General features: G+C 70.7%; 20 protein-coding genes. 10 read left to right on the forward strand and 10 right to left on the reverse strand.

Going from position 1 to position 21,753, the window contains the following annotated elements:
• Nucleotides 1-125 precede the first annotated feature (125 nt).
• Nucleotides 126-1,100: a universal stress protein gene (locus tag ACSQ2F_RS15035; protein WP_436024184.1), complete on the forward strand. Its 975-nt coding sequence runs from the start codon at nucleotides 126-128 to the stop codon at nucleotides 1,098-1,100.
• Nucleotides 1,101-1,133: 33 nt separating this feature from the next.
• Here the strand turns inward: ACSQ2F_RS15035 and ACSQ2F_RS15040 are convergent, their stop codons facing one another.
• The 3 genes from ACSQ2F_RS15040 to bla all read right to left on the reverse strand — a co-directional run bounded on the left by ACSQ2F_RS15040 (nucleotide 1,134) and on the right by bla (nucleotide 3,208).
• On the reverse strand, nucleotides 1,134-1,388 hold the full coding sequence (locus ACSQ2F_RS15040; RefSeq protein WP_436024186.1) for a hypothetical protein: 255 nt from the start codon (nucleotides 1,386-1,388) through the stop codon (nucleotides 1,134-1,136).
• Between the two features lie 122 nt (nucleotides 1,389-1,510).
• Entirely contained in the window at nucleotides 1,511-2,296 is a 786-nt protein-coding gene (locus ACSQ2F_RS15045; protein WP_436024188.1) for a hypothetical protein, read from the reverse strand.
• Between the two features lie 54 nt (nucleotides 2,297-2,350).
• Nucleotides 2,351-3,208, reverse strand: coding sequence for a class A beta-lactamase (gene bla, locus ACSQ2F_RS15050; protein ID WP_436024190.1), 858 nt, complete (start codon nucleotides 3,206-3,208; stop codon nucleotides 2,351-2,353).
• A 147-nt stretch (nucleotides 3,209-3,355) separates the two neighbouring features.
• Here bla and ACSQ2F_RS15055 point away from each other — a divergent pair, with 147 nt between their 5' ends.
• Entirely contained in the window at nucleotides 3,356-4,222 is an 867-nt protein-coding gene (locus ACSQ2F_RS15055) for a LysR family transcriptional regulator (RefSeq protein WP_436024192.1), read from the forward strand.
• Between the two features lie 10 nt (nucleotides 4,223-4,232).
• Here ACSQ2F_RS15055 and ACSQ2F_RS15060 read toward each other — a convergent pair whose 3' ends face one another.
• Nucleotides 4,233-5,525: an alanine racemase gene (locus ACSQ2F_RS15060; RefSeq protein WP_436024194.1), complete on the reverse strand. Its 1,293-nt coding sequence runs from the start codon at nucleotides 5,523-5,525 to the stop codon at nucleotides 4,233-4,235.
• A 108-nt stretch (nucleotides 5,526-5,633) separates the two neighbouring features.
• Between ACSQ2F_RS15060 and ACSQ2F_RS15065 the strand changes: the two genes are divergently transcribed.
• On the forward strand, nucleotides 5,634-6,578 hold the full coding sequence (locus ACSQ2F_RS15065) for a DMT family transporter (RefSeq protein WP_436024196.1): 945 nt from the start codon (nucleotides 5,634-5,636) through the stop codon (nucleotides 6,576-6,578).
• Here the strand turns inward: ACSQ2F_RS15065 and ACSQ2F_RS15070 are convergent.
• The 6 genes from ACSQ2F_RS15070 to ACSQ2F_RS15095 form a co-directional block, all read right to left on the reverse strand.
• Complete coding sequence (locus tag ACSQ2F_RS15070; protein ID WP_436024198.1) at nucleotides 6,559-7,671, reverse strand: glycosyltransferase family 9 protein; 1,113 nt, start codon at nucleotides 7,669-7,671, stop codon at nucleotides 6,559-6,561. The genes ACSQ2F_RS15065 and ACSQ2F_RS15070 overlap by 20 nt on opposite strands.
• A 101-nt stretch (nucleotides 7,672-7,772) precedes the next feature.
• Nucleotides 7,773-8,000, reverse strand: a complete 228-nt coding sequence (locus tag ACSQ2F_RS15075; protein WP_436024200.1) for a hypothetical protein — start codon at nucleotides 7,998-8,000, stop codon at nucleotides 7,773-7,775.
• 102 nt (nucleotides 8,001-8,102) lie between these two features.
• Entirely contained in the window at nucleotides 8,103-9,023 is a 921-nt protein-coding gene (locus ACSQ2F_RS15080) for a 2-hydroxyacid dehydrogenase (protein WP_436024202.1), read from the reverse strand.
• A gap of 55 nt (nucleotides 9,024-9,078) precedes the next feature.
• Nucleotides 9,079-9,846: a cytochrome b/b6 domain-containing protein gene (locus ACSQ2F_RS15085; protein WP_436024204.1), complete on the reverse strand. Its 768-nt coding sequence runs from the start codon at nucleotides 9,844-9,846 to the stop codon at nucleotides 9,079-9,081.
• A gap of 18 nt (nucleotides 9,847-9,864) precedes the next feature.
• Nucleotides 9,865-10,401, reverse strand: coding sequence for a diheme cytochrome c (locus ACSQ2F_RS15090; protein ID WP_436024206.1), 537 nt, complete (start codon nucleotides 10,399-10,401; stop codon nucleotides 9,865-9,867).
• A gap of 14 nt (nucleotides 10,402-10,415) precedes the next feature.
• The gene (locus ACSQ2F_RS15095) at nucleotides 10,416-10,862 is read right to left on the reverse strand and encodes a DUF1924 domain-containing protein (RefSeq protein ID WP_436024208.1); all 447 of its coding nucleotides are present in this window, start codon (nucleotides 10,860-10,862) and stop codon (nucleotides 10,416-10,418) included.
• Nucleotides 10,863-10,979: 117 nt separating this feature from the next.
• Between ACSQ2F_RS15095 and ACSQ2F_RS15100 the strand changes: the two genes are divergently transcribed.
• The 7 genes from ACSQ2F_RS15100 (at nucleotide 10,980) to treS (ending at nucleotide 21,737) form a co-directional block, all read left to right on the forward strand.
• A complete protein-coding gene (locus ACSQ2F_RS15100) occupies nucleotides 10,980-11,381 on the forward strand; it encodes a PepSY domain-containing protein (RefSeq protein WP_436024210.1) in 402 nt (133 codons plus the stop codon).
• On the forward strand, nucleotides 11,378-12,040 hold the full coding sequence (locus tag ACSQ2F_RS15105; RefSeq protein WP_436024212.1) for a response regulator: 663 nt from the start codon (nucleotides 11,378-11,380) through the stop codon (nucleotides 12,038-12,040). The genes ACSQ2F_RS15100 and ACSQ2F_RS15105 overlap by 4 nt, the downstream gene beginning before the upstream one ends.
• Nucleotides 12,037-13,512, forward strand: coding sequence for a sensor histidine kinase (locus ACSQ2F_RS15110; RefSeq protein ID WP_436024214.1), 1,476 nt, complete (start codon nucleotides 12,037-12,039; stop codon nucleotides 13,510-13,512). The genes ACSQ2F_RS15105 and ACSQ2F_RS15110 overlap by 4 nt, the downstream gene beginning before the upstream one ends.
• Before the next feature lie 209 nt (nucleotides 13,513-13,721).
• The gene (locus ACSQ2F_RS15115) at nucleotides 13,722-14,339 is read left to right on the forward strand and encodes a YitT family protein (protein WP_436024216.1); all 618 of its coding nucleotides are present in this window, start codon (nucleotides 13,722-13,724) and stop codon (nucleotides 14,337-14,339) included.
• 136 nt (nucleotides 14,340-14,475) lie between these two features.
• On the forward strand, nucleotides 14,476-16,359 hold the full coding sequence (gene glgB / locus ACSQ2F_RS15120; RefSeq protein ID WP_436024218.1) for a 1,4-alpha-glucan branching protein GlgB: 1,884 nt from the start codon (nucleotides 14,476-14,478) through the stop codon (nucleotides 16,357-16,359).
• Nucleotides 16,337-18,370, forward strand: coding sequence for a maltotransferase domain-containing protein (locus ACSQ2F_RS15125; RefSeq protein ID WP_436024221.1), 2,034 nt, complete (start codon nucleotides 16,337-16,339; stop codon nucleotides 18,368-18,370). The genes glgB and ACSQ2F_RS15125 overlap by 23 nt, the downstream gene beginning before the upstream one ends.
• Nucleotides 18,371-18,383: 13 nt before the next feature.
• Nucleotides 18,384-21,737: a maltose alpha-D-glucosyltransferase gene (treS, locus tag ACSQ2F_RS15130; protein WP_436024223.1), complete on the forward strand. Its 3,354-nt coding sequence runs from the start codon at nucleotides 18,384-18,386 to the stop codon at nucleotides 21,735-21,737.
• Nucleotides 21,738-21,753: the final 16 nt, after the last annotated feature.

The following is a 21,753-nucleotide window of genomic DNA, read 5'->3' on the forward strand; positions in this document are numbered from 1 at the left end:
CGTCCTGTTCAGCCGGCTCGCACTCCGGTACCGCTTGCGCGGCTCCCGCGCACCGCGCTGGTCGCACGCCGCCCGCAGGCCCGCCGCGGGCAGCGCCTCGCCGCGCCCCTCCTGAAAGGCAATCCATGGTTTTTCAATCCGTCCTCGCCGTCACCGACTTCTCCATCGCTGGCGATCGCGCCCTGACCCGCGCCGCGATGCTCTGCGCCGCCCATGGCGCATCCCTCCGCCTCGTGCACCTGGCCTCCCCGGGCGACGCTGTGCCACACGATGCGGCATGCCGGCTCGCCCAGCACGCTCGTCAGCTGTCGCGCCGCCATGCCGTGACGGTCCGCGGCCCGGGCCGCGCCGGCCTCGCGCTCGACCAGGTGATCGACGAGGCGGGCCGGGCAGACCTCGTCGTCTGGGGCTGCGCGCCGATCACCGGGCTGCAGGCCTTCCTTGCCGGCCGCCCGCTCGACGTGATGCTGCGTCGCAGCCGTCGACCCGTGCTGGTGGTCGGCCCCTCGGCACCGCGGGCTCATGCCAACGTCCTCGTGGCGGTCGACTTCAGCGGCACGGGCAGCCTCTTGGCACGTCTGGCTGCGGCGCTCGGCCCGCGAGCCGCCATCGAACTCTTCCATGCGCTCGACACGGCGAACGAAGGCAAGCTCCGCTATGCCGAGGTGTCGCAGCGAGCGATCGAGACCTATCGCCAGGACTGTCGCCGCTTCGCCCAGGGCCAGTTGCGCCGGCTGACCGAGTCGGCCGGGCTCTCCGAGCGGGCCCCGCGATGCGCGCTGGGGCACGGCGAACCGGCGCAGCTGATCCGCGCACGACTGGCGCAAGGCGGAACCGACCTCGTCGTGGTGGGAAAGCACCCGGCCTCCCGGCTGTCGGACCTGCTGTTCGGCAGCGTCGCCGGACGCCTGCTTCGCCGCCCATTGACGGATGTGCTTGTGGTGCCGCACGACATGGAACTGCCCTCGGCAGTCCGGGGCGCTGCGCGGCTTGCACCCGGTGCCCTCGCGTGGCCGCGCGTCCGGGCCGGCTCCGTGCCGATTCACGCCCGCTCGGCTCCGGAGCGCAGCGGGCGGTCACTGGCCGCAGCGGACCGTTGATGAAGCAGCGCGGTCCTGCACGGACCGCGCCGATCAGCGGCGGCGGGCTCGCTGGGTGCCTGACGCCTTGGGCCGACGGGTGGTCTTCGGCGCGACGGGCGCCGACGCTGCCGGCCACCAAAGCTCGGTCCACAGCCGCGTCATGTCCTTCGTGCCCTGGTCGATGGTGCGCCGCGTCTGGCGGGAGGCCTCGGCGCTCGCCTGGGCGCGCGCCTGAGAGGCCACCGCATTGGCGCCGCTCAGCCACATGCTGAGCCAGGGGTTCTTCTTCAGCCAGGGATTCTTCATCGCGCTCTCCGCTTGCCAGCACACCATCGTAGGCGCCGGTTCGAGGGGCCGCTGTAGGACATGCGCGCCCCTCGGCCGCGGACGTGCCCGCAGCGCCCGATCAGCTCAGGCGGTGGGAGCCGTCAACCCGGGCGAGCGCCGGCACCGCGCAGCAAGCCTCCCACGGTGCCTCGCACGGCGGCCTGCGTGGCCAGGGCGATGACGATCGCACCGATCAGCGACGCCGACGTGCCGGCGCGCGGCAGCAGCCACGCCAGCCCGGCGCAGAAACCGGCAAAGGCATAGAGGCCCGGCACCATGGCGCGCAGCAGCGCCGCGGTGAAGGCAGCACCCTGGCTGCGGTGCGAGGACACTGCCATCACGCTGGTGAGCACCGGGTAGGTGGTCACGAGACCGCTCCAGCCGGCGCCGAGCGCGGCGGCCACGCCGGTGATGAGCAGAGTAAGCAAGGCCCCGACGACCATGCGCACACCGAGGTCGAGGGCGGTCAGCGGCCGTGACACCGGCACGGCGTGCACTGCCGGAAAGGCACGAGGCGCCGCCAGCAGGGCCCCGACGGCCACCACGGCGGTGACGGCCGAATTGCCCAGCGGCAGCAAGGACAACAGCAGGACCGCAAGGCCCCACGCCCCCGCGGCCGCCATGAGCGAGACGCCCCAGTGCCGCTGCCCACAGCAGCGGGCGTAGGTGACGGAGAAGCACAGGACGGCCGCGACCGCGGCCAGCGAGGCCGACGCCGCCTGTGCACCGAACGCGGCGCCCTGCTCCACCGTGAGGAACCACAGGATCGGCCCTGCGACCACCGGCAGACCGGTGAGCCGGCCGGCCACTGCCGGTCCCCAACGACGCCCGGCCAAGGAGTTGATCAACAGCAGGAGGGGAACGAGCGTCAGTTTCAGGAGCAGCATGAGCGACAGAGCCGGAAAGCAACCGTCATTGTGACCGGACCGCCGCGCACGCCCTCATCTGAGGCGCTGCACCACGCGGGCCGTCACCTCGGCAATCACGGCATTGCGGGTGGCGGCGGGCGCCGTGCTGCCGGTGTAGTAGACGGCCAGCACGATGGGCTCGCCGGACGGTGGCCACAGCAGTCCGACGTCATTGGTCGTGCCGTTCTCGCCGCCCCCGGTCTTGTCGGCTGCGGTCCAGCCGGCCGGCAGGCGGGCGCGCATGCGGTCGCCACTGGTGCGGGTGTCGCGCATCCATTGCGTGAGCTGCGCCTTCGAACGCGCGGACAAGGCATCGCCAAGGAGCACGCGCTTCAGCGTGGCAGCCATCGCCGCGGGCGACGTGGTATCGCGCGGATCGCCCGGCCGCGCCTCGTTCAGCGCCGGCTCCGTGCGGTCAAGCCGCGTGACCGTGTCGCCCAGGGTTCGAACGTGCCGAGTCAGGGCGGCCGGTCCGCCAAAGGTGCCGAGGATGAGGTTGGCCGCCGCGTTGTCGCTGACGGTGATCGTCGCTTCGCACAGGGCGGCGAGCGTGATGCGACCGGCGGCCACATGCTCGGCGGTCACGGGGGAATGGGGCACCAGGTCGGTCGACGAGACCGGCAGCTCACGGTCCAGCCGCTCGACGCCCTGGTCGACACGGTGCAGCACCAGCGCGGCGGCGAGCCACTTGAAGGTGCTGCACATCGGAAAGCGCTCGTCGAGCCGGTGCCCGCCCGAGCGGCCCGTCCGGGTGTCGAGGACGGCCACGCCGAGGCGCCCGCCCGCTTCACGCTCGATCTGCTCGATTCCCCAGGAATTCCGGGCCCATGAGCCATCGGCCCAGCCGGTCGCCAGCAGTCCGGCCGCCGCATTGAATGTTCGCCTGTCCATCGTCTTGTCCTTTTCCTGGCCGGGGTGCCGGCCGTTGATGTGCTGTTGGGAGCCCGCACGATAGCCACCCGCCCCGGCGCGGACAAACGACGATATCGAGGCCGAGCCCCAAGAAAAACTGGGGCGGCCGCGGGCAGAATGGCCGCCATGCAACTGCCGCTCAACGCCTTGCGCGCCTTCGAGGTGTCGGCGCGCCACCTCAGCTTCACCCGGGCCGCCATCGAACTCAGCGTCACCCAGGCGGCCGTCAGCCAGCAGGTCAAGAACCTGGAGGAGCGCCTGGGCGTGCCCCTCTTCCGGCGCCTGCCGCGCGGCCTGGCCCTCACCGACGAAGGCCAGGCGCTGCTGCCGGTCCTGGCCGACTCGTTCGAGCGGATCGGCGCGGTGCTGACCCAATTCCAGGAAGGGCATTTCCGCGAGGTGCTCACGGTGGCCGCAGTCGGCACCTTCGCGGTCGGATGGTTGATCCCGCGCCTCGAGGCCTTCCGGCAGGACCACCCCTTCGTGGACCTGCGGCTCTTCACGAACAACAACCGTGTCGACATCGCCGGCGAGGGCCTCGACTTCGCGATCCGCTTCGGCGACGGCGCCTGGCACGGCACCGAGGCGGAGGCCCTGCTCGACTCGCCGCTGTCCGCCGTCTGCACCCCGGCCACGGCGAGACGACTCCGCCGGCCGGCAGACCTTGCGCGCGAGACCTTGCTGCGCTCCTATCGGGCGGACGAATGGCCACGGTGGTTTGCGGCCGCCGGCCAGCCCTGCCCGCTGCTGCGCGGGCCGGTGTTCGACTCCTCGCTCACCATGGCCGAGGCCGCGCTGCAGGGCGCCGGCGTGGCCCTGCTGCCCGCCGGCCTGTTCGCCGGGGAGCTGCGCGGCGGCCGACTGGTGCAGCCGTTCGACGTGTCGGTGAGCACCGGACGCTACTGGCTCACCCGCCTCAAGTCACGCCGCATGACCCCTGCCATGCGCGGCTTTCGCACCTGGCTCCTCGACGCGGTGGCCGACAGCCCCTGACCAGCCTTTTTTAGAAGTGCAGGGTCACCGCACCGCTCACGCGGTAGTCCGCTTCCACGATGGGCATCCAGTGCCATTTGTCGAAGGTGGTGCAGGGATGCGAGATGCCGAGCGCGATGCGCTCGCCCACCACGGGCGGGGCGGCGTCACCTGCGGGGTCGAAGCGCAGGTAGGCGTGCTGGTCGTTCAGGGCGGTGATGGACCATCCTTCCGGGGCCGCCGTCGGACGCAGGGCGCCGTGCGGCGCCCGCCACACCGGCACCGGCAGGCCGAGGTCGAAGGAGACGTCCCGCTTGCCGGCATTGAGGATGGCCAGGCCCGGCTCCGGGCAGGACTGCACCAGCGCCCACACCTCGAGCGCCGGGCGCAGGCTGGCGTCGCACGCGCAACCGAGGCGGCCCTCGACCCGATGCACCATGCGCCGGTAGAAGCCGTGGTCGTGCGCCAGGTAGCAGCCCGAGCGAAGCAAGCCGCGCACCGGCACGCCGATCGACGGGACGAGCCGCGTCGCCACCAGGTCGAAGAGTGCTGAACCACCGGCCGACACCAGCACCTCCGTGCCCGAGAAGCAGCCCGCGGCATGCGCCTGCTGCACGACCGACGCCACATCGCCCATCAGCGCGCCCGCGCTCGCCGCGTCGGCTGCGTCGTCACCCTGGGCCAGCAGGCCCTCATAGGCTTCCACGCCGACCAGCCGCACCGCCGGGCTGCTCTTCAGCCGCGTCGCCAATGCCAGCGCCTCGCCCGGGCTGCGGCAGCCCGTACGCCCACCCGCAAAGCCCATCTCCAGCAGCACCTCGAACGGGGCAGCGCCGGGCTGGCTGGCAAACCAGTCTTCCACCCGTGACAGCTGCGCCGCCGAATCGACGAGGAACACGACCCGCAGGCCGGCGTGTGCCTGCAGCAGGTGCTGGATGCCGGCCAGGTCGACCGCGTCGAAGACCTGGTTGGCGATAAGCGTGTTGCGCGCGCCTGCCGCCACACCGATGGCGAGCTGCGTGACGTTGGCGAAGGTCAGGCCCCAGGCCCCGGCGTCGAGTTGGCGGGCGAACAGCTGGGGCGACATGGTGGTCTTGCCGTGCGGCGCCAGGTCGACGCCCCAGCGTCGGGCCTGCCGCTGCAGCCAGTCGAGGTTGTGTTCCAGGGCCTCCCGATGCAGGACCGCCAGCGGCAACGGCAGGTCGCCCGCCAGCACATGCCAGCCGAGCTCGTCGACCTCGCTGCACCGCAGCGGCCGGTGGCCATGCGGAAACCCCTTGAGGCCGGGTTGCAGCAGCGGATCGAGCAGGTCGTCGGGATTCATGGGCGGCGTCGGAAGCTGCAACAAGGCCGCATCATCGCGAAACCCGCCAGGAAAGCAAACCGAGGCCCCTACACTCGCTTCCCCTGCTCCCGCTCGTCCGTGGTTCCGATGCCCGCTCTCGCTTCCTCCCTCCGTCGCCGCGAGCTCTTGCTCGTGTTCATCACCATGCTGTGGGGTGGCAGCTTCCTCGCGGTGCAGAGCGCGCTGCAGTGGAGCGGCCCCTTCGGCCTGGTGGCGGTGCGCTTCGGCCTTGCCGCGCTGCTGCTGGCGCTGCTCCTGCGCCGTCGATTGGGTGGGCTCACCCGACAGGAGCTGAGTGCCGGCGCAGTGACGGGCACCGCCCTCTTCTTCGGCTACTCGCTGCAGTGCGTCGGCCTGGAAACCATCTCGAGCAGCAAGTCGGCCTTTCTCACCGCCTTGTACGTGCCCATGGTGCCGCTGCTGCAATGGGCCTGGTTCCGGAGGGCGCCGGGCGCAGCCGCCTGGCTCGGCATCGGCCTCGCGTTCGCGGGCGCCGTCTGCCTGTCCGACCCGAGCCGCCTGAACGGCATCTTCGGCATCGGTGAAGCGTTGACGGTCGCGGCGGCGCTTGCCGTGGCCTTCGAGATCCTGCTGCTCAGCCACCTGTCGCGCGGCTGCGACCCGCTGCGCCTGGCGTTCGTGCAGATGGCTTTCGTGGCGATCGCCTGCACGGGCGTGGCAGCGGCCCGGGGCGAAGCCCTGCCGCAGCCGACGCCGCCGTTCCTGCTGACGATCGCCGTGCTCGGGGTAGCCACGGCGCTGATCCAGTTCGCCATGGTCTGGGCCCAGCAGCAGGTGTCGGCCACCCGGGCCACCTTGATCTACTCGCTCGAGCCCGTGTGGGCAGGTCTGGTCGGCCGGCTGGCCGGGGAACAGCTCGGGCCGCTCGGCTTGTTCGGCGGGGCGCTGATTGTCCTCGGACTGGTGGTGGGTTCGCGGCGCCAGGCCGACGGTCCGGCCGAGGCGGACACCGCCAAGGTGTCACCCGCCACCTCGGGCGCGTCGGAGCCGGTCAGGCCGGAAGCGGCGTAACGGGCGCATGGGCCAGGATCGCACGCGCCTGCGCCAGCACGCGCGCCGGCGTGATGCTGTCCAGGCAGGCACTGCGACTGCCGTTGTGGCGGTCGCATCCCGCACGGTTGCAGGGCACGCACGACTGCTCGCCCTGCAGCAGGATGACGTTGCCGTTGCGCTGCAGCGGGCCGCGCGACTGGTACGGGATGACCGGTTCGGACGGCCCGGCGGCCCACGGCCCCCACAGGCGGGGGTCGATGGGCCCGAAGAGCGCGATGACCGGCACGCCGCAGGCGGCGGCCAGATGGGTGACGGAGGTGTCTGGTCCGATATAGAGCGCCGCGCCCTTCAGCAGCGTGGAGAGCTGGCGGAAGTCGAAGTCGCCGGCGGCGGGCAGCACCGATGGATGCGAGACGGCAGCGGCCACCTCGGTGACGGCGGCGCGGTCTCCTGCGGAGGGCCCGCCGGTCAGCACCACCGTCCAGCCCTCGCGCGCCAGCGCGCCGGCCACGTCGGCGAAGTACGCGAGCGGCCACTGCTTGTAGGTGACGATGGACGGCACCTGCAACACCACCGGCCGGCTGACATCGGTGTACGGGGCGGGCAAGGACCTGCCGGGCGGTGGAACCACCTCCGCAGTCCTCGCGCCGCCCCAGGGATCGAGCAGGCGCAGCTTGTCGATCAGCACATGGGAGCCGGTGAGTGGAATCGGGTGTTGCAGCAGGGCCCGCTTCCACCACGCCTTGGGCTCCGGCGGCACGAGCCCCGCGCGATAGCGGCCTGCCACGAAGCCGTAGAGGTGCGCCCGGTCGTTGTACTGGGCGACCAGGGCCAGGTCATAGCGGCGCCAGAGGCGGCGGATGAGCGACAGCGACTGGCGCCAGGTGCTGCCCGCCTGCACCTCCACCCGTTCATGGACGTCCGGGTTGCCGTCGAGCATGCCCAGTGTGCCGGCAAAGCCCAGCACGTCGATGCGGGCCTCGGGCCAGCGCTCGCGCGCCGCATGGATGAGCGGTGTGGTGACCAGCACGTCGCCGATCTGGCGGGTGCAGATCACCACGATGCGGTCGAACTTCTGTCGACGGGCGGCGCGCCCGGGGGATGCTGTCATCACGCTGTGCCCGGCCTCGGGCCCTCCATGGAAGGCGCCATTCTGCGCGAAACGGCACGCCGTTTCGCGCGGCAGGGAACACGGGCGAGCGGTAGGCAGCGTCAGGAAATGCCGGCCGTCATCTGTTTGCAGACATTGACGCCCACGTCGGTCAGGCGGAGGTTGCCGCCATTCCATTCGAACCACTCGAGGGTGACGTAGTCCTCGATGTCCGAAGGCGCGATGTCGGCGGCGCGCCGGTTCTTGAGCAGCGTGACCGTGGCCAGCAGGGAACTGCGAAGCGCCTCACGGCGCGGTGCAGGCAACGAACGGGAATGCAGTGTCAGCATGGCGGACCCTCCTCGGTGTCGCCTCACGATACCACCTCCGTTCGACGCCACGGTGACGTGATGCGTCCGGCCGCCAACGCGCCGCTTGGCATCGACGGTGACTCAGTAGCCCCGCTCCGGCCGAACCCGGCCCGTCACCGCGTCGCCGCGCTCCAGCGCCGTGATGCCCGCGGCGATCTGGCGCACCGCCTCTGGCCGCAAGGTGGCCGCGGCGATGTGCGGCGTGAGGACGATGCCGGGGTGAGCCCAGAAGGGATGGCCTTCCTCCGCGGGTTCGTTGCGGCAGACGTCGAGCGTGGCGCCCGCCAGCCGGCCGCTGTCCAGCGCCGCGAGCAGGTCGGCTTCCACCACGTGCTCGCCACGGGCCACGTTGATGAAGTACGCCCCAGGGCGCAGCGCGCCGAGGACGGCGCCGTCGATGAGGTCACGGGTATCGGCCGTGAGCGGCAGCATGTCGACCAGCACGCGCGTGTCGGCCAACAGTCGCTGCAGGCCGTCGGGCCCGTGATGGCACCTGATGTCGGGGAGCGTGCGAGGCGTGCGTGTCCACCCGGCGACCGGGAATCCGAGTCGTCGCAGGGCCTGCGCGACCGGCGTGCCGAGCGTGCCCATTCCCAGGATGCCGACCGGCCAGTCGGCGTGCGACTCGGCTGGGTGGGCCTGCCAGCGCGCCGCCGACTGTTGCCGTGCGTACCGGTCGAAGCCACGGAACCGGTGCAGGACGGCCTGCACCACATACTCCGCCATCTGCGCACCCATGCCGGCGTCCTCGAGCCGGACCACCGGCACGCCGGCGGGCAGGTGCAGGGCCAGCAGGGCATCGACGCCCGCGCCAGCGGCAAAGATGGCCCGCAAGCGGGAGGCACCGTCGAAGAAGGCCTGCGGCGCGCGCCACACGACGGCATAGTCGGCGTCGCCGCAGTCGCCCGCTTGCACGTCGGCGCCAGGCAGCGCGGCGCGCAGGTCGGACACCCACGGCGCGGCCTGCGCGGGCTCGGTCCCGAAGCAGCAAGCAATCTTCACGGCGATCCTCCAGTTGGGGGCCGCATGCTACCTGCCTTGGCGAACGGCGGCACGTTCAGTCGTCGTCGTCGTGATGATCCAGCGACTCGGCGCCCGTCGTCGGCAGCAGGCCGCTCGGGGCCTGCTGCCACTCCCAGGCGATGTAGCCCAGCACGGATGCCAGGAGCAAGGCGGCGAGCCAGCCACGATTGTTGCGCACCAGGTCCGGTCCGGGCCCTGCGCTGCGGCCGGTGAGCATCGGGGCCGCCTCGTTGCGGCGCCGCAGCAGGCTCAGTCCCGCGATGAGGGCCAGGTGGCCGAGCACCACCATCAGCATGGCGTTGCCGAAGAACTCGTGCACTTCCTCGAATGCTTCCACGAGACCCAGGGCGTCGCCCCACTCATGGAAGGTGACGACACCGCTCAGCACCAGCGGCAGGATGAGCGCCATGAGCAGGGCCATGGCGGCGGCCATCAGCAGGTTCTGGCCCTGCCGCCAGTTGACGGACGCAGCGCCCTCGGTCCGCCGCAGGGTCTTCCACCAGGCGGGTGCGGCCGTGAGCTTGCGCCACAGCGCGCCCAGGCGCGCCTGGCGCGGCCCCGTCAGCCCGTAGACCACCCGGAATGCGAGCAGGCCGCCAAGCGTGTAGCCGAGGGCCACGTGCAGCGCCCGCCAGCGTTCACCGTCACCGGTGAGGTAGGCGCCCACGAAGGCGAGCGCGAACAACCAGTGAAACATCCGGATGGGCGCGTCGATCACGCGCCGACCGGCCGGGCGCGTTGCGGCGGCCGCCGAAGAGTCCGGGGCGGGGCCCGCGGCGGCGTGGGAGGTCGTGTGGGTCATGTCGTCGTTCTCCGGAGTTCAGTCATTCCAGGCACGGCGCTGGCGGGCATTCAGCCCGGCCGGCAGCCGAAGGTCCTCGTCGTCGAACTCGCCCCGTTCGGCGCCGGCGTGGCAGGCCGCGCACTGGGCGGGGCTTTTCACGCTGGGCAGGCGCCAGACCGCAGGCTCGATGCCACGGTGCTTGCGCTCGAACCGGGCCGACCGGGTGATGCGGTCGGCGGGCGGTGCTTCAGCGGCACGCCGACCCTCGCCCGCGTTCTGTGCGAGCCAGCGGTCGATGCGGGCCACGAGCGCCGGCTCGAGGGAGGCGTCGCTGCGGTAGTGCTTGTCCAGTCCCTCCATCTGCCGCCGCCAGGAGGCCGCCGGCAGCAGCGCGGGCGGGTAGGCCACGTGGCAGGCACCGCATTCCTGCACGTACTCGGGCAGCGGATCGACCGGCATGCGCCGATGGTCACCGGCGAGGGCGGAACCGCCCTGCACGAGCGAAGCAAGCACGAGGAACGCGGCACCGGCCCGGCGTCGGCGCAACAGCGGGCTGAGGGTGGGGTATCGCATGTCGTTCCTCTCGTTCATCGAGACAGGCTGGTCAGGTAGGCCAGCACATCGGCCTTCTCGGCCGGAGTGCACTCCCGTCGCGCCACGTCCTTGCAGTTCCGTCGGAACCACTTGTCCACCTTGGCCGTGTCGGTGAAGGCCTTGGGATTGAAGGCCGGGGCGAGCGGCGCGATCGACTTGCCGGTGCTCTCGTGGCGGCCGGGTGCGGTGGGCGGGTTGCCGTGGCATGAAGCGCAGGCCCATTCGCCCCCTTGGCGGGAGACGAAGAAACTCCGTCCGCGCTCGGCGCTGGCGGGCGTGCCGGCCAGCGTGCTGAAGCGCTCGAGCTGGCGTGCCGCGGAGGTGTCGGCGGCCAGTGCCGCGGTGGCGGCCGCCACGGCCAGTGACGCTAGGCTCAAGGCCGCGGCGGCGTGGCGCAAGCGCGGGACGGGTGCGCTGCCAGCGCGGTCGGGGTGGTTCATCGGGAGTCCTCCAGGATCGTCATCGACAAGGGATGAGGGATTCTTCGGCGCGCCGCTTGAAGGCAGCCTGAAGCCGCCGTTCATCTGGCGTTCAGCCAGCCGGCGCACAATTCGGCCATGCTCGAACACCGCCCTGCCGAACGCGTGCGCCGCCTGGCCGGCGTGCGGTGGCGCGGCATCGCCTTCGTGCTGCTCGCCGCCACGTTCGGCGCCCATGCCGACGACCGCCGGGCGGCTAGCCACGACGACCGGGACCACGACCGGGCGCGTGCGGCGGTGCAGGCCGGCGAGGTGCTGCCCTGGCCGACCGTGTTCGACCGCCTGCAGCGCACGCACCCGGGGCAGGTGCTCGACCTGGAACTGGAGCGCGAGGACGGCCGGTGGATCTACGAGGTCCGGCTGCTGCAGGCGGACGGCCGGCTGCTGAAGCTGGAGGTGGATGCCCGCACCGCCGACATCATCCAGGTCAGGCACAAGGACCGGCACGACCGGCGCCGACCGGAGTCGGGCCGGCCATGAGGATCCTGCTGGTCGAGGACGACCCCACGCTGAGGGCGCAGCTGCGCACCGGCATGCAGGAGGCCGGTTACGTGGTGGACGAGGCCGACAACGGCCGCGACGCCCAGCACCTGGGCGAGACCGAGTCCTTCGATGCCGCCGTGCTCGACCTCGGCCTGCCCGTGCTCGACGGCCTCAGCGTGCTGCGCCACTGGCGCGATAACGGCCACGCCCTGCCGGTGCTCATCCTGACGGCCCGCGACACCTGGCACGAGAAGGTGGCCGGCATCGACGCCGGCGCGGACGACTACCTCGCCAAGCCGTTCCACATGGAGGAGCTGCTGGCACGGCTGCGCGCGCTCATTCGTCGCGCGCAGGGACTGGCCTCGGCCCGACTGCAGTGCGGCGCCCTGGCCCTCGACACGCGCAGCAGCCGCGTCACCCTGCACGGCAACCCGGTCACCTTGACGAGCCATGAGTACCGGCTGCTCGCCTACCTGATGCACCGCCCCGGCCAGGTGGTGTCGCGCACCGAACTCAACGAACACCTGTATGCGCAGGACTTCGACCGCGACTCCAACACCATCGAGGTGTTCGTCGGTCGCCTGCGCAAGAAGCTTCCGGCCGACGCGATCGAGACCGTGCGCGGGCTGGGCTATCGGTTGGTGCCCGTCGAATGAACGGCGCCGCACCCCGGTCCGCGGCGCGGGAGCGACCGGGCGCGGCGCCGAGGTGGCGTTCGCTGCGCGTGCGCCTGCTCGCGGCCACGCTCGTGGCCTTGTTGGTCGCCCTGGTGCTGGCCGGCCTGCTGCTCGCCAGCCTCTTTCGCGACCATGTGATGCGGCAGTTCGAGGACGGCCTGGTGGCTCAGCTCGATCAGGTCACCGCGCGGCTCGAGTTCGACACCACCGGACAGCCCCGGATCGATCCCGCCTCGCTGAGTGATCCGCGCTGGTCCCGGCCCTACTCCGGGCTGTACTGGCAAGTCGACGACCTCCGGGCCGAGGCGCCGCGGCGTGCGGTGCTGCGATCGCGCTCGCTGTGGGACACCGAGCTCGCCGCGCCCGCCGACCAGGTACCCGACGGCGCGGTGCATGTGCACACCGTGCCCGGCCCGGGCGGCACGCACCTGTTGCTGGCCGAGCGAACCGTTCGGCCGCGCGACCCTCCGGCGCCCACGCTGCGCCTCCTGGTCGCCGCAGACCTCGCGGGCACCGAGGCGGCGGTGGATCGCTTCAACGGCGTGCTGGCCTGGTCGCTCGCCGTGCTGCTGCTCCTGTTGTGCGTGGCAGCGCTCGCCCAGGTCGCGGTGGGGCTGGCCCCGCTGCGGGCCCTGCAGCGCGCGCTCTCGGACGTGCAGGCCGGCCGCGAGCCGCGGCTGGCGGGGCACTTCCCTGCCGAGGTCCGGCCGCTGACCGATGACTTCAACCAGGTGCTCGACCGCAATGCCGAGCTGGTCGCCCGCGCCCGCACGCAGGCCGGCAACCTCGCCCATGCCATCAAGACGCCGCTGGCGGCCATGGCCCAGGGCGCGGCCGCCGCCCGCAAGGACAGCGGCGCCGCCGCCGAACTGCCCGACCTGGTGATGGAGCAGGTGGCGCTGGCCCGTCGCCATGTCGATTGGCAGCTGGCGCGCGTCCGGGCGGCTGCGGCGCAGGGCGGGCCGAGCCAGCGGGTGCCGGTGGCCCCGCTCGTGGCCGGCCTGCTGCGCGTGCTGGACAAGGTGCACGCCGACCGGGCGTTGAACCTGGCCGCCCATCCCATCGACCCGGCGCTCTCGTTCAGCGGGGACGGGCAGGCGCTGCAGGAGATGCTGGGCAACCTGCTGGACAACGCCTGCAAGTGGGCGCGCCATGAGGTGCGAATCGCCGTGCACGCCCGGACCGGCACTGCCGGGCCGGGCGATGCGGAAGCGAAGACCGGCGCCCCGCTGCTGGAGGTTCACGTCGACGACGATGGGCCCGGCATCGCCCCGGAGCGGCGTGAGCTCGTCATGCAGCGCGGCACCCGGCTGGATGAGACCGTGCCCGGCAGCGGACTGGGCCTTGCCATCGTGCGCGAACTGGCCGAGCTGCAGGGCGGCGCGGTGGCGCTCGGTACGTCGCCGCTCGGGGGGCTGCGGGTCAGCCTGACGCTGCCCCGGGCCGACTGATGCGGCGCATCGGCATGGCCACGCCGGCGCGGACCGGGCCGGGCCCGGCTGCCCGCCGTGTCGATGCGCCAGGCGTCTAGCCGGAAGGTCGGCGGGATGCCGTGCCGGCTTGGCTTACCATCACGCCCACTCCGCACGGCACAACGCCTCCCATCCCTTGAACCCGCTTCTTTCGCCTTCCGCTGTCCGCCGACGCAGCGTGCCTGCCCATGGATAAGCCCGTGAACGCGCCCGCCGTGCGGCACACCCTGTTCGACGACGCCCAGGCCCTCGTCACCGGCACGCTGCTGATCGCCCTCGGCGTCGCGATGTTCCGGCACGCCGGCCTCCTGACCGGCGGCACCGCGGGCCTGGCCTTCCTGGTGCACTACGCCACCGACCTGCGCTTCGGCGCCGTCTTCTTCGTCATCAACCTGCCGTTCTACTGGATCGCCTGGCGGCGCATGGGCCGGGTGTTCACCTTCAAGACCTTCGCCGCCGTGGCGCTGGTCTCGACCTTCACGGAGCTGCAGCCGCTGGTGCTTCGCTTCGAGTCGCTGCATCCCCTGTATGCCGCCGTGATGGGTGGCTTGCTGATGGGGGCCGGCTTCCTGATCCTGTTCCGTCACCAGGCCAGCCTGGGCGGCGTGGGCGTCGTCGCCCTGATGCTCCAGCAGGAGCGCGGCTGGAGCGCCGGGCGCATCCAGATGGGCGTCGATGCGGTCATCGTGCTGGCCGCCCTCTTCGTGGTGGAACCCGGGCGCATTGCAGCATCCCTGGTCGGCGCGCTGGCGCTCAACCTCACCCTGGCGGTGAACCACAAGCCGGGCCGCTACGTGGCCATGTAGGTCGTTCCCATGCCTGGCGGCGGTCCTTGCTGCCACGCAACATGACCCGTCGACCGAGGACGGGTACGTCGCTTGCCTGAAGGGGGCCACCGGTGGGGTGCACGCGCACTCCTCCGGCCTTCAGGAGAGCGAACGCGTGATCACCGACCAGGACCTGTACCTCTTTGCCGAAGGCACCCATGCCCGGCTCCACGACCGCCTCGGCTGCCACCTGCTGCCGCAGGGCGGTGCGGACTTCGCCGTGTGGGCACCCAATGCGGAGGCCGTGTCGGTCATCGGTGAGTGGAACGGATGGGATCCGTCGGCCGACCGGCTCGTTCGCCACGACAACCGCAGCGGCCTGTGGCATGGCCGGGTGGCCGGCGTCCAGCGCGGTCAGGTCTACAAGTACCGGGTCATCGGACCCGGGCGGCATTACACGGTCGACAAGGCCGACCCGCATGCCTTCGCGACGGAGCTGCCGCCGGCCACCGGCTCGCGCGCCTGGACGCTCGAATACGACTGGAACGATGCCGAGTGGATGCGTGACCGCAAGGCACGCAACGCGCTGGGCGCGCCGGTGTCCATCTACGAGGTGCACCCCGGCTCCTGGCGGCGCGAGGACGGACGCATGCTCGGCTACCGGGAACTCGCCCACGCACTGGCCGACTACGTGACCGAGATGGGCTTCACCCACGTGGAGCTCATGCCGATCACGGAGCACCCGTTCTACGGCTCATGGGGCTACCAGACCACCGGCTACTTCGCGCCGACCGCCCGCTATGGCACGCCGCAGGACTTCATGTACTTCGTGGACCACCTGCACCAGCGGGGCATCGGCGTGCTCCTCGACTGGGTGCCGTCCCACTTCCCGACCGACGAACACGGCCTGCAGTACTTCGACGGCACCCATCTCTACGAGCACGCCGACCCGCGGCAGGGCTTCCACCCCGACTGGAACTCCAGCATCTTCAACTACGGTCGCGGCGAGGTGCGCAGCTTCTTGATTTCCTCGGCCCTGTTCTGGCTGGAAACCTACCACCTCGACGGCCTCCGCGTCGACGCCGTGGCGTCCATGCTGTACCTCGACTACGGGCGCAAGCACGACGAGTGGATTCCGAACCGCCACGGCGGCAAGGAGAACCTGGACGCCATCCAGTTCCTGCGGGCGCTCAACGAGGCGGTCTACCGCGAGCACCCCGACGTCATGACCGTGGCCGAGGAGTCGACCGCCTGGCCGCAGGTGTCGCGCCCCACCTCCTCGGGCGGGCTCGGCTTCGGCATGAAATGGAACATGGGCTGGATGCACGACACGCTCGCCTTCATGCGCGACGATCCCATCCACCGCAAGTACCACCTGGGGCGCCTGACCTTCTCGCTGATCTACGCCTTCAACGAGAACTTCGTGCTGCCGTTGTCGCACGACGAGGTGGTGCACGGCAAGGGCTCGCTGCTCGACAAGATGCCCGGCGACCCCTGGCGCAAGTTCGCCAACCTGCGTACCCTGCTCTCGCTGATGTGGACCCACCCGGGCAAGAAGCTGCTCTTCATGGGCGGCGAATTCGGCCAGGGGCGCGAGTGGACGCACGAGGGGCAGCTCGAGTGGCAGCTGACCGACCTGCAGGAGCACCGCGGTGTGCAGCGCATGGTGGCCCAGCTCAATGCGCTGATGCGACGCGAGCCGGCGCTTCACGAGATGGACTTTTCTCCGGAAGGCTTCGAGTGGGTCGAGGCCCACGACGCGGAAGCTACCGTGATCGCCTTCATTCGCTACGGCCGCGGCGGCGCGGAGCCCGTGCTCGTGGCGATCAACCTCACGCCCATGCCCCGTTCCGCCTACCGCCTGGGCGTGCCCCGCGCGGGGCACTGGCGGGAGATCTTCAACTCCGACGCGCAGGACTACGGCGGCAGCGGCTGGGGCAACCTGGGCGGCGTCAGCTCGAAGCCGGCGCCTTGTCACGGCCGGGAGCACAGCGTGGAGCTGACGCTGCCGCCGCTGTCCACCGTGGTGCTCAAGCATGAACCGCAATCCGACCGCTGAACCCCGTCTCCCCGAGCACGGCCGCATTCGTGCCGTCATCGATGCCGTGCTGCCCGTCGTGGACGGCGGGCGCTTCGCCGTGAAGTGCGTGGCCGGCGAACCCTTCGAGGTGACGGCGCACTGCTTCACCGACGGCCATGACCTCGTGCGTGTGCGATTGCAATGGGGTGCCGACGGCGACGAGCAGCCGACCGAGGTGGAGATGGTGGCCACCGGCAACGACGAATGGCGCGGTTGCTTCGTGCCGCTCGCGCCGGGGCGCTACCACTACCGCGTGGCGGCCTGGGTCGACAGCGTGCGCAGCTGGCGCCACGAACTCGTCCGCCGGGTCGATCCGGAGGACATCCGGGTGGCCGCCCTCACCGGCGCCTCGCTGCTGGCTGCCACCGCTCGGCGGGCGACGCGGCGCGAGGACGCCGAGCAACTCGACGCCTGGGTGACCCGCCTGCGCACGCAGGCCGCCGCCCGCGCCAGCGACCCCGTGGCGTTGAAGGCGCTCGCGCTCGACGAAAACCTGGCCGCTGTGGCCGACCGCTACCCCGACCGCAGCCTGCAGACCGTTCACCCGGTCGCGCTGCCGCTCGTGGCCGACCGGCCGCGGGCGCGTTTCAGCGCCTGGTACGAGCTCTTTCCGCGCTCGGCGTCATCGCAGCCGGGCCGCCACGGCACCTTGCGCGACGTCGAAGCGCGGCTGCCTTACGTGGCCGACATGGGATTCGACGTGCTCTACCTGCCGCCCATCCACCCGATCGGGCGTGAGCGGCGCAAGGGTCGCAACAACACGCTGGTGGCGCTCGAAGGCGACGTGGGAAGCCCCTGGGCCATCGGCGCACGCGAAGGCGGCCACGTCGCCATCCTCCCCGAACTCGGCACGGCCGAGGATTTCCGTCGTCTCGTCGCCTCGGCCCGCAAGCTCGACATCGACCTGGCGATGGACATCGCCTTCCAGTGCGCACCGGACCACCCCTGGGTGAAGGAGCACCCGGGCTGGTTCCGGCACCGCCCCGACGGCAGCGTGCAGTACGCCGAGAACCCGCCCAAGAAGTACCAGGACATCTACCCGTTCGACTTCGAATGCGACGACTGGCAAGGCCTGTGGCAGGCCTTGAAGGGTGTGTTCGAACACTGGATCGGCGAGGGCGTTACCGTGTTCCGGGTCGACAACCCGCACACCAAGGCCTTTCCTTTCTGGGAGTGGGTCATCGGGGAGATCAACCGCGCGCATCCGGAGGTGCTGTTCCTGGCCGAGGCCTTCACCCGTCCCAAGGTGATGCACCGGCTGGCCAAGCTCGGTTTCTCGCAGTCGTACACCTACTTCACCTGGCGCAACACGCGCGAGGAACTCACGGAGTACTTCACCGAACTCGCCCACGGCCCGGGGCGCAGCTATTTCCGGCCCAACGTCTGGCCGAACACGCCGGACATCCTCAACGAACACCTGCACGGCGCCAACCGCGCCACCTTCGCCATGCGATTCGTGCTCGCCGGGCTGCTGTGCAGCAGCTACGGCATCTACGGGCCGGCCTACGAACTGCTGGAGAACCGGCCACGCGAGGCGGGCAGCGAGGAGTACCTCGACTCCGAAAAGTACCAGCTGCGCCACTGGGACCTGGACCGGCCCGACAGTCTGCGCCCGCTCATCACGCGGGTGAACCAGATCCGGCGCGCCCACCCGGCCCTGCACGACAACGCAGGCCTCCAGTTCCACCCCGCCGACAACGGCGAGTTCCTGGTCTGGTCGAAGCAGACCGCCGACGCGGACGACACCGTGCTGGTCATCGCCAACCTCGACCCGCACAACGTCCAGTCGGGCTGGGTGGACCTGGATCTGGATGCGCTCGGCATTCCACAGGATGCGGCGTACCAGGTGCGCGATGTGCTCAACGGCGACAGCTACACCTGGCGCGGCGCTCGCAACTTCGTGATCCTGGACCCGGCGCGCACGCCGGCCCACGTCTTCCATGTCACGCCGCATGCACGCAGCGAGCAGGACTTCAAGGACTTCGTCTGAAAGCGGGGAGCCGATGAACGCACCGTACACGCCACGCCTGGAAGACGCCGAGCAAGGCGCCACGATACCGGTCACCGACGAGGCGCTCTGGTACAAGGACGCGGTCATCTACCAAGTCAACGTCAAGGCCTTCTTCGATTCGAACGACGACGGCGTGGGTGACTTCCGCGGCCTGGCCAGCAAGCTGGACTACATCAAGGAGCTGGGCGTCAACACGCTCTGGCTGATGCCCTTCTATCCGTCGCCCCTGAAGGACGATGGCTACGACATCGCCGACTACCACGACGTGCACCCGCAGTACGGCACGCTCGACGACTTCCGCACGATGCTCGACGAGGCCCATCGGCGCGACCTCAAGGTGATCACCGAGCTCGTCATCAACCACACCTCGGACGCCCACCCCTGGTTCCAGGCCGCCCGCCGCGCGCCGCCCGGTTCGCCGGAACGCGAGTTCTACGTCTGGAGCGACACCGACCAGAAGTACCAGGGCACGCGCATCATCTTCACCGACACCGAGACGTCCAACTGGACCTGGGACCCGGTGGCCAAGGCCTACTTCTGGCACCGCTTCTTCAGCCACCAGCCCGACCTCAACTTCGACAACCCGGCCGTGCTGGAAGCCATCTTCAAGACGATGCGCTTCTGGCTGGACATGGGCGTCGATGGCTTCCGCCTGGACGCCATCCCGTACCTCGTCGAGCGGGACGGCACGAACAACGAGAACCTGCCCGAGACCCACGCCGTCATCAAGCAGCTGCGCGCGGCCATCGACGCCGACTACCCGAACCGCTTCCTGCTGGCCGAGGCCAACCAGTGGCCCGAGGACGTGCGGGAGTACTTCGGCGATGGGGACGAATGCCACGCGGCGTACCACTTCCCGCTGATGCCGCGCATGTACATGGCCATCGCCCAGGAGGATCGCTTCCCGGTGGTGGAGATCATGCAGCAGACGCCGGACATCCCGGACGCCTGCCAGTGGGCCATCTTCCTGCGCAACCACGACGAGCTGACGCTCGAGATGGTGACGAGCAAGGAGCGGGACTACATGTACAACACCTACGCGGCCGACCCGCGGGCCCGCATCAACCTCGGCATCCGGCGGCGGCTGGCACCGCTGATGGACAACGACATCGAGCGGGTCAAGCTGATGAACAGCCTGCTGCTGTCCATGCGCGGTTCGCCGATCATCTACTACGGCGACGAGCTCGGCATGGGCGACAACGTCTTCATCGGCGACCGCAACGGCGTGCGAACCCCGATGCAGTGGTCGCCCGACCGCAACGCCGGGTTCTCGCGGGCCGACCCCCAGCGCCTGTACCTGCCGCCCATCATGGACGCCATCTACGGGCACCAGGCGGTGAACGTCGAGTCGCAGATCCGCGACCCGTCTTCGCTGCTCAACTGGATGCGTCGCCTGCTCGCCATGCGGCAGACCAGCCGGGCCTTCGGCCGCGGACAACTGGTGTTCCTCAAGCCCGGCAACCGCAAGGTGCTCGCCTATCTGCGCGAGCACGACGGCGAAGCCATCCTGTGCGTGGCCAACCTCGCCCGCACCGCGCAACCGGTGGAGCTCGATCTCTCCCGCTACCGCGGTCGCGTGCCCGTCGAGATGCTCGGGCGCACGGCCTTCCCGCCGGTCGGCGACCTGCCCTACCTGCTCACCTTGCAGGCCTACGGCTTCTACTGGTTCCGGCTGTCCGAGAACGCCGAGGTGCCGAGCTGGCACACCGAGGTGCTGCCCACCGAGGAGCGGCCGGTGTTCGTCCTCTTCGACGGCTGGTTCAGCCTGTTCCGCGAGGAGGTGGTGCCCTGGCGCATCGGGCTGGCGGTCAAGACCCGCAACACCTTCGAGACCGACACCCTGCCCCGCTACATGGAAGGCCAGCGTTGGTACGGTGCCAAGGGAGACGCCATCAAGGCCGCCCGCATCACCGAGCGGGCCGTGTGGGATCCGTCGGGTGACGGCAGCAGCACGGGCGGGGGCTGGCTGCTGCCGCTGATCGAGGTGGAAGGCGGCAGCGAGAACGGGCGCTATTTCGTGCCGCTCGCCCTGGCCTGGGAGCGCGACAGCGAGGAGCGGCTGCGCCTGCTCGCCCCCGCAGGCGTCGCCCGCATCCGCCAGCAGGCCGAAGTCGGGGTGATGGCCGACGCCTATGCCGACGAGCCCTTCTGCCGCGCGCTCATCGGTGCGATGGGCCGGGGCACGGACGTGGCCGGCACCGCTGGCACCTTCGAGTTCCGGGCGACCAGTGCATTCCGCAAGCTCGGCGCCGACGACATCGCCGAGCTGCCGTTCAGCCGCGCGCAGGCCCAGACCAGCAACACCATCGTCACCATCGGCGAGCGCCTGTTCCTCAAGGGCTACCGCCGGGCGCGCCCCGGCATCAATCCCGAAGTGGAGATGGGGCGCTTCCTCACCGAGGTGGCCAAGTTCCCCAATTGCGTGCCCATCGCCGGCACCCTCACCCACGTGACCCGCGCCGGCGAACCCACGGTGCTCGCGAGCCTGCAGGCCTACGTGGCCAACCAGGGGGACGGCTGGGCCTACACGACGAACTACCTGCAGCGCCACCTGGAGCTGTGCCGCACCAGCATGGAAGCCGTCCCGGCCGATGTCCACGGCGGCTACCTGGAACTGGTGCGCACGCTCGGCCAGCGCACGGCGGAACTGCACCTCGCGCTCGCCACGCGCAGCGGCGACCCGGCATTCGAACCGGAACCGCTGAACAACGCCGACATGGCGGCGCACGGCACCCGTCTGGCATCCGATGTCGCCGCCGCCCTGGCGCGGCTTCAGGCACGGCAGCAAGACCTCGGTGGAGACTGCGCCGAGGACGCCAAGGCGGTGCTGGCCGCCCGTGACCGGCTGCTGGGCCGGGTCAACGCGCTGACCTCCCGCGTTCCGGCGGCCCTCAAGACCCGCTTCCACGGCGACTACCACCTGGCCCAGGTGCTGCTCACGAAGAACGACTTCATCATCACCGACCTCGAAGGCGAACCCAGCCGCTCGGTGGAGGAACGCCGACGCAAGGACTCCCCCCTGCGCGACGTGGCCGGCATGCTGCGCTCCTTCAGCTATGCCCGCCTGACCGCCTTGCGTGCCGCAGCGACCACGGCGGACCAGTGGGCGCTGCTCTCGCCCCTATCGCAACAGTGGGAAACCGAGGTTCGGCAAGCCTTCCTCGCGGCGTACGATGCCACCGCGCAGGGCGCCGGACTGTACGAGCAGCTGGCTCCCGGGCACGGGCTCCTCGGCCTCTTCGAGCTGGAGAAGGCCGTCTACGAACTGCAGTACGAACTCGACAACCGCCCTGACTGGGTGTGCATTCCGCTCCAGGGCATCCTGGGCGTCATCGGTGCTGCCTGAGGCCACGAGGAGAAAA

Source organism: Rhizobacter sp. LjRoot28 (assembly GCF_964253025.1).
Taxonomy (GTDB): Bacteria; Pseudomonadota; Gammaproteobacteria; order Burkholderiales; family Burkholderiaceae_C; genus Rhizobacter.

Excerpts from the sequence above, each read along its gene's own strand:
- ACSQ2F_RS15035 (WP_436024184.1), top strand. The coding sequence starts at position 126 with ATGGTTTTTCAATCCGTCCTCGCCGTCACCGACTTCTCCATCGCTGGC.
- ACSQ2F_RS15040 (WP_436024186.1), bottom strand. The coding sequence starts at position 1,388 with ATGAAGAATCCCTGGCTGAAGAAGAACCCCTGGCTCAGCATGTGGCTG.
- ACSQ2F_RS15045 (WP_436024188.1), bottom strand. The coding sequence starts at position 2,296 with ATGCTGCTCCTGAAACTGACGCTCGTTCCCCTCCTGCTGTTGATCAAC.
- bla (WP_436024190.1), bottom strand. The coding sequence starts at position 3,208 with ATGGACAGGCGAACATTCAATGCGGCGGCCGGACTGCTGGCGACCGGC.
- ACSQ2F_RS15055 (WP_436024192.1), top strand. The coding sequence starts at position 3,356 with ATGCAACTGCCGCTCAACGCCTTGCGCGCCTTCGAGGTGTCGGCGCGC.
- ACSQ2F_RS15060 (WP_436024194.1), bottom strand. The coding sequence starts at position 5,525 with ATGAATCCCGACGACCTGCTCGATCCGCTGCTGCAACCCGGCCTCAAG.
- ACSQ2F_RS15065 (WP_436024196.1), top strand. The coding sequence starts at position 5,634 with ATGCCCGCTCTCGCTTCCTCCCTCCGTCGCCGCGAGCTCTTGCTCGTG.
- ACSQ2F_RS15070 (WP_436024198.1), bottom strand. The coding sequence starts at position 7,671 with ATGACAGCATCCCCCGGGCGCGCCGCCCGTCGACAGAAGTTCGACCGC.
- ACSQ2F_RS15075 (WP_436024200.1), bottom strand. The coding sequence starts at position 8,000 with ATGCTGACACTGCATTCCCGTTCGTTGCCTGCACCGCGCCGTGAGGCG.
- ACSQ2F_RS15085 (WP_436024204.1), bottom strand. The coding sequence starts at position 9,846 with ATGACCCACACGACCTCCCACGCCGCCGCGGGCCCCGCCCCGGACTCT.
- ACSQ2F_RS15090 (WP_436024206.1), bottom strand. The coding sequence starts at position 10,401 with ATGCGATACCCCACCCTCAGCCCGCTGTTGCGCCGACGCCGGGCCGGT.
- ACSQ2F_RS15095 (WP_436024208.1), bottom strand. The coding sequence starts at position 10,862 with ATGAACCACCCCGACCGCGCTGGCAGCGCACCCGTCCCGCGCTTGCGC.
- ACSQ2F_RS15100 (WP_436024210.1), top strand. The coding sequence starts at position 10,980 with ATGCTCGAACACCGCCCTGCCGAACGCGTGCGCCGCCTGGCCGGCGTG.
- ACSQ2F_RS15105 (WP_436024212.1), top strand. The coding sequence starts at position 11,378 with ATGAGGATCCTGCTGGTCGAGGACGACCCCACGCTGAGGGCGCAGCTG.
- ACSQ2F_RS15110 (WP_436024214.1), top strand. The coding sequence starts at position 12,037 with ATGAACGGCGCCGCACCCCGGTCCGCGGCGCGGGAGCGACCGGGCGCG.
- ACSQ2F_RS15115 (WP_436024216.1), top strand. The coding sequence starts at position 13,722 with ATGGATAAGCCCGTGAACGCGCCCGCCGTGCGGCACACCCTGTTCGAC.
- ACSQ2F_RS15125 (WP_436024221.1), top strand. The coding sequence starts at position 16,337 with ATGAACCGCAATCCGACCGCTGAACCCCGTCTCCCCGAGCACGGCCGC.
- treS (WP_436024223.1), top strand. The coding sequence starts at position 18,384 with ATGAACGCACCGTACACGCCACGCCTGGAAGACGCCGAGCAAGGCGCC.